This window comes from Leucobacter sp. wl10, from assembly GCF_003569785.1.
Taxonomy (GTDB): Bacteria; Actinomycetota; Actinomycetes; order Actinomycetales; family Microbacteriaceae; genus Leucobacter.
The window spans coordinates 16607-28502 of sequence record NZ_KZ984013.1; the positions used below are offsets into that span (position 1 = coordinate 16607).

The window sequence follows — 11896 nt, forward strand, 5'->3', positions numbered from 1 at the left end:
TCGGGGGAACTGCTTCGTCACGTTCGGCAGGAAGGGATCCGGTGCGGGCGTGCGCGGGCCTACGCCAGCCCGCCCGCGCGGAGCCCGTGGGTGAGGCTGTGCGTGGCGGGGAGGCGCGCGAACAGGGTCGCCTGCAGCGCGTGGTACAGGTCGGGCTTGCCGCTCCACGTGCCGTTCGCCCGAGCCCCGCCCGCGTCGAGTTCGTGGATCCAGCTGCCGTCGGCCTCGATGTGGCGGCTCGCCGCGTACTCCCAGAAGCGGGCGTACCACTCGGCGTACGCCGGGTCGCCGGTCACCCGATAGAGCACCGCCGACGTTCCGACCGCCTCCGCGATCACCCAGTGGAAGCGGTGATCGTTCAAGACCTCACCGCGCCAGTTCGTGCTGAACGCGAAGCCTCCGCGATCCTCGTCCCAGGCATCGGCCACCGCACGGGCGAAGAGACGTTGCGACGCGTCGATCAACCACGGATCCGCCGCGCCGAGCGCCTCCCGCTGAGCGGTCTCGAGCGCGACGAGCAGGCGCGCCCACTCGAGCCAGTGGCCGACGGTCGCGCCGTAGGGCCTGAAATGGCTGTCGGGCGAGTCGGCGCCGTACTCGGGGTCGGGGGTCCAGTCCTCACGGTAGTGCTCGGGCAGGCGCCACCCGTTGCCGGCGGTCACCTCGCCGATGAGCCGACGCGCGACCGCTGTCGACCGCTCGATGTGGCGCGGGTCGCGGTCGGCCTCGTAGGCGAGCAGGCCGGCCTCGACGAGGTGCATGTTCGGGTTGGCGCCGCGGTACGGGTCGAGCACGGTGAACTCGCGGTTCCAGGTGTCGGCGTACATCGCGGGATCCGCCTCCCACCAGCGCTCGAGCTCCGCGAGCACGTCGGCGTACAGGTCGTCGGCGTCGAAGCCCGCGAGCTTGGCCGAGGCCGCGGCGAGCAGCACGAACGCGTGCCCGTAGCTCTCCTTCGTCTCGGAGTTCGACTCCGGGTCGGCGGCTCCCGCAGTGACGAACCAGCCGCCGTGCTCGGCATCGCGCAGCGCACCCGAGCGGAGGAAGGCGAGCCCGTGCTCGACGCGCTCCGCCTGTTCGGGGAAACCGAGCAGGTGCCCGAGTACGGCGCAGTAGGTGTAGCGGCCGGTGAGCCAGAGCTGCGAGCCCTCCGCGGGCACCGGGGCACCGGCGTCGTCGAGCCAGGAGAAGCCACCGGTCGGGTCGAGCGCGGGCTTCGAGAACTCGAGCAGTTTCGCCGTCTGAGTTGCGAGCCACGCGCGGTGCGCGTCGGTATCGATGGAGTACGGGTGGTCGGTCATGCGCGGCCTTTCGAGACGACGCCGCGCCGGGGGCGGAGGGATGGCCCTGCCGCACCCGGCGCAGCTCAGCGCGGGAGATCCGCGACGATTACTGGTATTCCTTCACGATCTCGAGCAGGTTCGGCACGTTCTGGTAGGCCTCGGCGGCGTTCTTCTTCGTGACGATCACCGGGTCGAGGAGGTAGGCCGGCACGACCTTCGCGCCGTTGTCGTACTGCTCGGTGTCGTTGACATCGACCTTCTCGCCCTTCTGCAGCTGGTCGACCATCTTGATGCTCTGCTCGACGAGCAGCGTGGTGTCCTTGTTGATGGTCGAGTACTGCTTGCCCTCCAGGATGGATCGCACCGACTCGACCTCGGAATCCTGGCCGGTGACGACCGGGAGCGGCTTACCGGCCTGCTCCACCGAGGTGAGGACGGCGCGGGCGAGCGTGTCGTTCGGAGAGAGGACTCCGTCGAGATCCTGATTGCTGTACGTCGCGGTCAGCAGCGTGTCCATGCGGCTCTGGGCGTTCTCCGCCTTCCAACCAGCCGTCGCGGTCTGCTGGATATCGGTCTGGCCCGAGCCCACGACCAGCGTGCCGTCGTCGATCTTCGGCTGCAGCACGTCCATCGCGCCGTTGAAGAACACCGCAGAGTTCGCGTCGTCGGTCGAGCCCGAGAACAGCTCGATGTTGTACGGCGCCTTGCCGTCGGAGCGCTCCGCGAGACCGTCGAGCAGGGCCTGACCCTGCAGCTGACCCACCTGGAAGTTGTCGAACGCGACGTAGTAGTCGACCGCTTCGGTGTTCTCGATGAGCCGGTCGTATGCGATGACGGTGGCGCCCGCGTCCTTCGCCGCCTGCACCTGGGTGCCGAGCTGCCTGCCGTCCTTCGCGCCGATGATGATGACCTTGGCGCCGCCCGTCACCATCGCCTGGATCTGGTTCTGCTGCTCGGCGACGGTGTTCGAGGCCGGGGCGTATTGCACGTCGGCCTTGTACCCGGCCTTCTCGAGCCCTTGCTTGAACAGATTGCCCGCGAGCACCCAGTTCTCGCTGGTCTTGTCGGGCAGCGCGACGCCGATGGTCGAGCCCGCCTCGAAACCGGTCGAGGTCGCGGAGGAGCCGGTCGAGTCACCGCTGCCTCCTCCGCCGCGCTCGGAGGAGCAGCCGGACAGTGCCAGGGCCGCAGTGGCGAGCAGCGCGCTCGCCGAGAGGAGCATTCTCTTGTTCATGGATTCCGTTCGCTTTCTGTAGTCGTGATCGTCGGGTGACCCTCGTCAGCGAGAGCCGGGTTCCCTCGTCGCACGGTCGGCGGCGGGAGAAGACTGGGGCGACGCCTCGTTCGGCGACGGTGGGGTGGGGCGTGTCCGCTCCATGGCGCGCGCTCCGATGGGAGTGGTGTCGATGGCCGCGAACTCGCCCGCCGGCCTGCGCCGCTTCGTGAGGAAGCCGAGCACCGACGGGCGGCCCTGCTGCTTGTTGTAGGCGTCGATGCCGACGGCGACCAGCAGCACGGCGCCCTTGACCATCTGCACGGTATCGGCGCCGAAGCTGAGCAACTGCATGCCGTTGTTCAGGAAGGCCATCACGAGACCGCCGATGATCGAGCCGATCACAGTACCGATCCCGCCCGAGACCGCTGCGCCGCCGATGAAGACCGCCGCGATCGCGTCGAGCTCCCAGCCGTTGCCGTCCTGCGGGCCCGAGGCCTGCGAACGGGCGACGAAGATCATCCCAGCGACGGCCGCGAGCACCGACATGTTCATCATCACGAAGAAGTCGACGCGGCGATCCTTCACGCCCGACAGCTTGGCCGCCTGGCGGTTGCCGCCGACCGCGTAGATGTGGCGGCCGAAGACGGTGTGGTTCGTGACGAAGGAGTAGATGATGACGAGGGCGAGGAGGATCAGGCCCGAGACCGGGAAGCTCGTGCCGGGGCGACCGCTGCCGAAGAGCAGCGCGGCGCCGAGGATGACGGCGCACAGCAGCACGACCTTGGTGACGCTGACCCAGAGCGGCGCCCGATCCGTGCCCATCTTCTTCTGCTGGCGGCGCACGCGCCACTCGAAGAACACGAGCCAGGCGGCGGCCAGCACGCCGAGGATCAGGGTCGGCACGTTGTAGGGGATCGGGATCCCGCCGATCTCGGGCAGGTAGCCGGCGCCGATGACGACGAACTCCTTGGGCACGGGCACCGAGATCGAGTCGCCGATCCACTGGTTCGCGCCGCGGAAGAAGAGCATGCCCGCGAGCGTCACGATGAACGCGGGAACCCCCACGTACGCGACCCAGAGCCCCTGCCAGGCGCCGACGAGGGCGCCGAGGCCGAGGCCGAGGACGATGGCGGCCCACCACGGAAGGTTCCACTCCGCCATCGACTTCGCGACGACGATGCCGACGAACGCCGCCACCGAGCCGACCGACAGGTCGATGTGGCCCATGATGATGACCATGACCATGCCGATCGCGAGGATGAGGATGTAGGAGTACTGCTGCATCACGTTGATGACGTTGCCGGGGGAGAGCGTGAGCCCGCCGGAGAAGATCTGGAAGATCAGGATGATGGCGATGAGGCTGCCGAGAATACCGAACTGTCGCAGCGTCGATTGCCCGCCGCCGAACATCTTCCGGATGTCGGAGAATCGGAAGCCGCGCTGCTCCGTCGTCGAGTCGGTCGTCGTCATGCGTGTGCCTTTTCGTTCAGCGACGTCATGCTGCGCATGAGCGTCTCGGGTGTTGCCTGTGCGGCGGGGACGCAGTCGGTGATGCGGCCCTCGAAGACCGTGTAGATGCGGTCGCAGATGCCGAGCAGCTCGGGGAGCTCGCTCGAGATCACGACGACGCCCTTGCCGGCGTCGGCGAGTTCATTGATGATCGAGTAGATCTCGTACTTGGCGCCCACATCGATACCGCGGGTGGGCTCGTCGAGGATCAGCAGGTCGGGATCCGTGAACATCCACTTGGCGAGCACGACCTTCTGCTGGTTGCCGCCTGAGAGGCTCGCGACGCCGTTGTTCACATCGGGGGTCTTGATGCGCAGCGACTTGCGGTAGCGCTCGGCGACGATACGCTCCTCATGCGCATCGACCATGCCGCGATGGGTGATCTTCGAGAGCTTCGCTGCGACGACGGAGCGCTTGATGGAATCGAGGAGATTGAGGCCCAGGGTCTTCCGATCCTCGCTCACATACGCGATGCCGTGGCGGATCGCGGCGGGCACGTCGGGCACGACGATCTCAGCGCCGTCCTTCACAATGCTCCCTGAGACGAAGCGCCCGTACGAGCGGCCGAACACGCTCATGGCGAGCTCGGTGCGACCGGCCCCCATGAGCCCCGCGATGCCGACGACCTCGCCGCGGCGCACGTCGAAGCTCGATCCCTTGACCACGAAGCGCTCGGGCACCGTGGGGTGCTGCACGATCCAGTCGCGGACCTCGAAGAAGACCTCTCCGAGGTTCGGCGTGCGATCCGGGTAGCGATGCTCGAGCGAGCGGCCGACCATGCCGTGGATGATCCGGTCCTCATTGATGCCGCCGTGCTGCACGTCGAGCGTCTCGACGACGCGGCCGTCGCGGATGATCGTGATGTCATCGGCGATCTGCTCGATCTCGTTGAGCTTGTGGCTGATGATGATGGAGGCGATGCCGCGCTCGCGGAGGTCGCGGATGAGGCCGAGCAGGTGCTCGGAGTCGGAATCGTTGAGCGCCGCGGTCGGCTCGTCGAGGATGAGCAGCCGCACGTTCTTGTTCAGCGCCTTCGCGATCTCGATGAGCTGCTGCTTGCCGACGCCGAGCGTCTTGACGGGGGTGTCGGGATCTTCGCGGAGCCCGACGCGATGGAGCAGCTCGGCGGTGCGCGACCGGGCCTCCTGCCAGTCGATGGCGAGGCCGCGGCGGAGCTCGTTGCCGAGGAAGATGTTCTCGGTGATCGACAGCTCGGGGATGAGCGCGAGCTCCTGGTGGATGATGACGATGCCGGCCTCTTCGCTCGCGCGAATGTCCCGGAAGCCCGTCTCTCGGCCCTCGACGATGATGTCGCCCGTGTAGGTGCCGAAGGGGTAGACGCCCGAGAGCACCTTCATGAGGGTGGACTTGCCGGCGCCGTTCTCACCGCAGATGGCATGGATCGTGGCCGGTCGTACCGTGAGCGATACGTTCGAGAGGGCCCTCACGCCGGGAAAGACCTTGGTGATGTCCCGCATCTGCAAGACGGGATCCTGATCCGTCGTGCTCGTCTGGGTATCCACTCGATTGACCTCGCCGTCAGCTCTGTCGTCATTAATGTGACCGTTCACATCGTGGATGATGCGACGCTCGCGTGTCAAGGCGTTGTCGGGTGGTGACAGAATCGTTACGGACGTGTTGCCCGGCGCGTTGTGGACTCCCGCACGATGAGCTCCGGACGGAGCATCTCGAACACCGGCGCGTCCTGCCGGTCGATGATCGCGAGCAGATGGGTGACGGCGCGTCTGCCGAGCTCCGCGAAGTCGACGCGCACGGTCGAGAGCGTCGGCCAGATGTGCGCGGCGACGGGGATGTCGTCGAAGCCGATGACGCACACGTCGTCGGGCACGCGCGCGCCCGCCTCGCGGAAGCCGTGCATGAGGCCGATCGCCATGAGGTCGTTGGCGGCGAAGACGGCCGTGATGTCGCGGCGAGCAGAGAGCTCCCGACCCGCGAAGTGCCCGAAGTCGGCCGTCCAGTCGCCCCGGATCGGAGGGAGCGCCGGGAGGTCGGCCTCGAACATCGCGTCGAGGTAGCCGCGCATGCGCGATTCCGCCTCGATCCAGTCTTGCGGGCCGGCGATGTGCAGGACGTCGGAGTGGCCGAGCCCGATGAGGTGCTCGACGGCCATGCGGGCCCCGAGCATCTGGTCGGCGGCGACGCTCTCGGCGTCGCCGCCGGTCGAGGTCTGCAGGCTCACGACCGGTACGGTGAGGCCCAGGCCCCCGATGACGTTGTAGACGCGCACCTGCGGCGCGAGCACGATGATGCCGTCGACCTGTTCGTGCTGCAGCAGCCTCACGGCCTCGCCGATCGCCGCCGGCGTCGAGTCGGGCAGGTTCAGGGTGCTGATCGAATAGCCGCGTTCGCGCGCCGCCCGCTCGATCGCGACGATCGCCGAGGTCGTGCCGTATTCGCCCACGGTCGCCGAGAGGATGCCGAGGAGGTTCGTTCGGGAGGAGGCCAGCGCGCGGGCCGCGGGGTTCGGCCGATAGTCGAGCGTGCGGATCGCGTCGAGCACCCGCTGGCGCGTCTCCGCGCGGATGCTCGGGTGCTCGTTGAGCACCCGGGAGACGGTCTGATGCGACACGGAGGCGAGGCGCGCGACATCGCGGATGCTGGCCGGCCTGGCCCGCGCCTCTCCGTTTGCGGGCATCAGGGCCTCCGCGTTGAAATTCGAATGTGCACGTTCACATTACTCGACAGGGCCGGGTTTCGGAACCGCGCGGCGCGGAGGCGAAACCGGCGCCCTACACCTGGTCAGCGTCGAGGATCGTATAGCTGTACCCCTGCTCGGCGAGAAACCGCTGGCGGTTCTGCGCGAAGTCCTGGTCGACCGTGTCGCGCGCGATGAGCGTGTAGAAGGAGGCGGTGGTTCCGTTGCTCTTCGGCCGCAGCAGTCTTCCGAGACGCTGCGCCTCCTCCTGCCGGGATCCGAAGGATCCCGAGATCTGAATCGCCACGGACGCGTCCGGGAGGTCCACGGAGAAGTTGGCCACCTTCGAGACGACGAGGATTCGCTCCTCGCCGTCGCGGAAGGCCTGGAACAGCCGCTCGCGCTCGTCGACGGGGGTCTGGCCCGTGATGAGCGGCACCCGCAGGGCTTCGGCCATCGACTCGAGCTGGTCGATGTACTGCCCGATCACCAGCACGCTCTCGTCCGGGTGCTTCTCGACGATGCGGCGCGCCACCGGCTGCTTGACGAGCGTGGACGAGGCGATGCGGTAGCGATCCTGGTCCTCGGCCACCGCGTAGTCCATGCGCTCCGACTCGGCCATGTCGATGCGCACCTCGAAGCAGGCGGCGGGCGCGATGAAGCCCTGCGCCTCGATGTCCTTCCAGGCCGCGTCGTAGCGCTTGGGGCCGATGAGGCTGAACACGTCGCCCTCGCGGCCGTCCTCGCGCACGAGCGTGGCGGTGAGTCCGAGTCGGCGGCGCGCCTGCAGTTCGGCCGTGAGCTTGAACACGGGGGCGGGCAGCAGGTGCACCTCGTCGTAGACGATCACGCCCCAGTCCTGCGCGTCGAGCAGGGAGAGGTGGGCGTACGCGCCCCTCCTGCGGCTCGTGAGGATCTGGTAGGTCGCGATGGTGACGGGCTTGACCTCCTTCACCTGGCCGGAGTACTCGCCGATCTCCTCCTCGGTGAGCGAGGTGCGGCGCAGCAGCTCGCTGCGCCACTGGCGGGCCGAGACCGCGTTGGTGACGAGGATCAGCGCCTTCGCGTCCAGCGCGGCCATCGCCGCCGCCCCGACGATCGTCTTGCCGGCGCCGCAGGGCAGCACGACCACGCCCGAGCCGCCCCTCTGAAACGCCTCGACCGCCTTCGCCTGGTAGTCGCGCAGCTCCCACCCCCGCTGCACGAGCTCGATGTCGTAGGGCTCGCCCGGGCGGTAGCCCGCGAGATCCTCGGCCGGCCATCCGCGCGCCACCAGCTGCTGCTTCAACTCGCCGCGAGCCCATGAGACCACCGGATAGGTGCGGTCGTCGAGCCTGTTGCCGAGCAGCGGGGCGATCTTCTTCGCGCTCACCACCTCGCGCAGGATCGCGGGGTCGTCGCAGCGCAGGATCAGTTCGCCCTCGCGCTCGCCGCCGTACTCCTCGTTGGCCGCCCGCTCGATCGTGAGGCGCCCGTAGCGCCGCATGGTGTCCTCGATCTCGCTCGCGACCCCGGTGGGCACCGGGAACTTCGCGTGGCGGTTCAGGGTGTCGAGGATCTCATCCGCGGTGTGCCCGGCCGCTCGGGCGTTCCAGAGGCCGAGCCGTGTGATGCGATAGGTGTGGATGTGCTCGGGCGCCCGCTCGAGCTCCGCGAAGACCGCGAGCTCGTGGCGGGCGTCCTCCGCGTCGGAGTGCGCGACCTCGAGGAGCACGGTGTGGTCGCTCTGCACGATGAGGGGACCGAGAGTCATAGCGTGCCAGTCTACCCGGACTCGGTGAGGAGCAGGGTCGAGCGCAGCCTGCGGGGATCAGGCGGGCTCGACCGAGGTGATCATGCTCACCGGCAGCGTGCGCTCGACGCCCGCGGCCTGGTCGGTCGCGCGGAGACGGCCCGCGTTGAGCGAGGCCGGCAGCAGCACGAAGGTGCGGGCCTGCCCGCGCGCCTCGGCGGTCACGCGAACGGGGGCGCGGTCGCGGATCGCGAGCTCCAGGCGGCGGGTGAAATCGCCCGTGCCCGGCTCGGAGCGCGCGGCGCTGTGCACGCGCTCGACCAGTTCCTCGAGCGCTTCGGGGAGCCGATCCGGCTGCGAACCCCCGCCCTCGGAGACGTGAGCGGCGGGCGCCGCATCGTCGGTGCGCTCCCTGCGCGGCCCCGATGCGTGGTAGCGCGCGTCGGTGAGCGCGGCGAGCACGTGATCGGCGCGCAGCCGCGAGGTCAGGGTCTCGGCGTCGGAGCGCTGCAGCTGCAGGTGCTGCAGCGCTCGGTCGACGAGCAGCGTGTCGGCGAGCTCGCCGCGGCTGACCGCGATGCGGGTGCGTCCCTCGTCGCCGGTGTGCTCGCTCACCACGATGTTGCCGACGCGCTCGGTGAGCGACCTGAGCAGGTAGTCGAGAGGCTGGGGGATCCCGGTGAGCGAGATCCGCTCGAAGATCTCGCGGGCCCCGGCGGGGGTGACCCCCCGCTCGAGGGCGTCGGCGAGCGACGCCTCCGTGATGCGCCGGGTGGAGGCCACCCCGATGTGCTCGGGCACGGTGAGCGACGTCAGATCGGCCTCGTCGCGCGGTGCGAGCGGGCCGGGCACGATCACGCTGAGATCGGGTTGCACGTAGACGCCGGGCGCGGTGCCGGGCAGCCGCCGCTCGGCGAGCTCGTCCGCCGCGGGGCGATCCCCGGCGTACAGCAGTTCGGAGAGGCGGCTGAGGCGCCCCTCCGCGGCGAGCCCGAGGTAGTCGGCCGCGGCGGCGAAGCGCTCAATGGTCGCGATCTCCGCAGCGGGAAGCAGCGGGAACATCGTCTGCATCGCGGCGGCGGCCGCGGCGAGAGACCCCGAGCGCTCGAACGCCGTGCGCAGCGGTCCCGGCATGGCGTCGAGCGTCTTCGCGGCGAGTTCGAGCCACCGGGAGCGGTGATCGAGGCGCAGCCAGTCGTCGGCGCCACCCGACGCGACGAGCGTCGATTCCGCGGCGGCGACCAGCGCGGCCCGCTCGATCGCGGCGAGGGCCTGGGCCGCCTGCGCGGGCTCCGCACCGATGGTCTCGGCCAGGCCGCGCACGGTCAGCACCGCGACGCCGCCGTTCCGGTTCAGCCGTCCGGGCCGCTCTCGCAGCACGCGCAGGCACTCCGCGGCCTGGGCCACGGCGGTGAGCGCCGCGGTCACCCAGGAGCCGGAGTCGGGTTCGGGGTCCGGTGCCGCCGCAGCGGGCTCGGCGGCGGAGTCCACCGGGCGTCGATCGAGCTCGACGCCCGCCTCTCGAAGCGCCCGCCTCAGCACCTCGGTGACCTCCGGGAGGAGCACGGGGCGCGACTGTTCGACGCCCAGCAGGCCGAGGCTGCGCAACTCGGCGAGCACCGGGCCCTCGGGGTCGGGTGCGCCGCCGAGATCGAGCAGCGTCGAGAGGGCGCGGCGCTCGAGCGACGTGATGGCGCGCAGAATCGCCTCCGGCCGCAGCAACTCGGCCGCGAGGCCGATGGGATCCGACACGTTGGCGGGCGCCTGCGGGCGCCGCAGCCGTACGAGAGACCGGAGCGCGGCCCGGTCCATCTCCGCGATCGCGGAGGCGAGCGCCAGAGTGCCGCTCATAGCGCGCTCGCTCCTATGAGCGCTTGCCGCGCCGGAACTCGGCGCGACGGCGCCGCTGGCTGAGCAGGATCAGCAGGATCAGCAGCACGAATCCAACGGGCAGCCCGATGAGCGAGACGCCGTACACGAACGGCCACAGACCCTGCGCCATCGTCTGGCGATCGTTCAGCCCGATGATGAGCGTGGCGAAGAACGAGAGCAGCGCGACCGCGATGATCGTGAGCGACGCGTAGGCGAGGATCCTCTCGAGGATCGACGGGGTGCTGGGTTCAGAGGACATCCTCGCCATGCTATCGGGTGCACCGCTGAGACGACTGGAGGTTTGCACGGTAGACTTGAGCGGGTATGCGAGCGCTCGGCGCTCGCGAGGACGCGTGGGCGGAGCGAACTCCGCTGGAGAGGGACGAGGCATGCCGAACGGCAAGGTCAGGTTCTACGACGAGGCGAAGGGCTTCGGTTTCATCCAGGGCGATGACGGGGATCAGGTGTACCTGCACGCCTCGGTGATCCCCGAGGGCGCCGATGTGCAGCCCGGCACGCGCTTGGAGTACAGCGTGGCCGACGGCCGCAAGGGCCCGCAAGCGCTCTCCGTGCGCGTGATCGACACGCCCCGCCTGGCGAAGCGCAATCGCAAGTCGGCCGATGAGATGGCGGTCATCATCGAGGATCTGGTCAAGCTGCTCGACGGGCTCGGCGAGCGGTTGAAGCACGGCCAGTACCCCGATCGGCCGCAGTCGCGCAAGGTGGCGACCATGCTCCGTCGGGTCGCGGACGACTTCGATGTCTGAGCAGGCGCAGCCCGATCCGGCGGTCGGCGAGGAGGAGCGGCGCCTCGCCGGTGCGGAGAACGCGCCCGATGAGGTGCTGCTGGCGGCTCGGGATCAGGCGCGCGCTGCGCTCGCCGAGATCACCGACCCTCAGACCATCGGGGCCGATGACGGGCACGAGGTGCACGAAGCGCACGTGCTCACCCTGTTCTTCGAGTGCCGCCTGCCCGGCTACCCGGGGTGGCGGTGGGCGGCGACGCTCACGCGCGTCGACGAGGAGTCTCCGGTGACCGTGCTCGAGGCCGAACTGCTGCCCGGCGCGGGCGCCGTCGTGGCGCCCGAGTGGGTGCCGTGGTCGGTGCGCCTGGCGCAGTACCGCGAGTCCCAGGCGCGCCAGGCCGTGGAGGAGGCCGCCGCCGCCGAGGCCGCCGCTGCCGAGCTCGGCGACGACGACGCGGCCGCCGAGGACGACCTGCTCGCCGGCGACATTCTCGACAACGACTTCAGCGACTTCGACGACGAGATCGACGGCGTCGAGCTCGACGAGGGCGACGCATCGCGCACGGATCCCGCCGACGCGGATGACGCCGACGCGGATGACGCCGACGCGGATGACGAAGACGCCGACGCGGACGACGCCGACGCGGACGAGGATCTCGCCGACGACTCGGACGACACCGAGCTGTTCGACGACGATGAGGACGACTCCGACGACGACGAGGACGAGGAAGACGACTCCGACGACGAGTAGCGCGTCCGGCGTCGAGCGGCATGCCCGGTGCCGTCTGCCCAGCCTCAGGCTCAGGGCGGGCGGCACCGGGCTTTCTTGCGCCCCGGCGCACCCGACCGGTTCCGCCGTGATCGGTTCGATCGGGCGGCGGC

The 11896-nt window shown here is 69.6% G+C and carries 10 protein-coding genes; 2 read left to right on the forward strand and 8 right to left on the reverse strand.

Going from position 1 to position 11896, the window contains the following annotated elements:
* Positions 1-59: 59 nt before the first annotated feature.
* The 8 genes from D1J51_RS16560 to D1J51_RS16595 form a co-directional block, all read right to left on the reverse strand.
* Positions 60-1301 (reverse strand): AGE family epimerase/isomerase, encoded by a 1242-nt coding sequence (locus tag D1J51_RS16560; RefSeq protein ID WP_119077021.1) that lies wholly within the window; start codon positions 1299-1301, stop codon positions 60-62.
* Positions 1302-1389: 88 nt separating this feature from the next.
* The gene (locus tag D1J51_RS16565; RefSeq protein WP_119077023.1) at positions 1390-2517 is read right to left on the reverse strand and encodes a substrate-binding domain-containing protein; all 1128 of its coding nucleotides are present in this window, start codon (positions 2515-2517) and stop codon (positions 1390-1392) included.
* Positions 2518-2562: 45 nt separating this feature from the next.
* Positions 2563-3969, reverse strand: a complete 1407-nt coding sequence (gene mmsB / locus D1J51_RS16570) for a multiple monosaccharide ABC transporter permease (RefSeq protein WP_119077025.1) — start codon at positions 3967-3969, stop codon at positions 2563-2565.
* Positions 3966-5486: a multiple monosaccharide ABC transporter ATP-binding protein gene (mmsA, locus tag D1J51_RS16575; RefSeq protein ID WP_119077057.1), complete on the reverse strand. Its 1521-nt coding sequence runs from the start codon at positions 5484-5486 to the stop codon at positions 3966-3968. Before mmsA ends, mmsB begins: the two co-directional genes overlap by 4 nt.
* A 149-nt stretch (positions 5487-5635) precedes the next feature.
* Complete coding sequence (locus D1J51_RS16580) at positions 5636-6664, reverse strand: LacI family DNA-binding transcriptional regulator (protein ID WP_119077026.1); 1029 nt, start codon at positions 6662-6664, stop codon at positions 5636-5638.
* A 94-nt stretch (positions 6665-6758) separates the two neighbouring features.
* On the reverse strand, positions 6759-8417 hold the full coding sequence (locus D1J51_RS16585; protein ID WP_119077028.1) for a DNA repair helicase XPB: 1659 nt from the start codon (positions 8415-8417) through the stop codon (positions 6759-6761).
* A gap of 57 nt (positions 8418-8474) precedes the next feature.
* Entirely contained in the window at positions 8475-10247 is a 1773-nt protein-coding gene (locus D1J51_RS16590) for a helicase-associated domain-containing protein (RefSeq protein ID WP_119077029.1), read from the reverse strand.
* 13 nt (positions 10248-10260) lie between these two features.
* On the reverse strand, positions 10261-10527 hold the full coding sequence (locus tag D1J51_RS16595; protein WP_240423403.1) for a hypothetical protein: 267 nt from the start codon (positions 10525-10527) through the stop codon (positions 10261-10263).
* Between the two features lie 130 nt (positions 10528-10657).
* Here D1J51_RS16595 and D1J51_RS16600 point away from each other — a divergent pair, with 130 nt between their 5' ends.
* Together D1J51_RS16600 and D1J51_RS16605 are read left to right on the forward strand one after the other, a co-directional pair.
* Complete coding sequence (locus D1J51_RS16600; RefSeq protein WP_119077033.1) at positions 10658-11035, forward strand: cold-shock protein; 378 nt, start codon at positions 10658-10660, stop codon at positions 11033-11035.
* Entirely contained in the window at positions 11028-11765 is a 738-nt protein-coding gene (locus D1J51_RS16605) for a DUF3027 domain-containing protein (RefSeq protein ID WP_119077034.1), read from the forward strand. The genes D1J51_RS16600 and D1J51_RS16605 overlap by 8 nt, the downstream gene beginning before the upstream one ends.
* Positions 11766-11896: the final 131 nt, after the last annotated feature.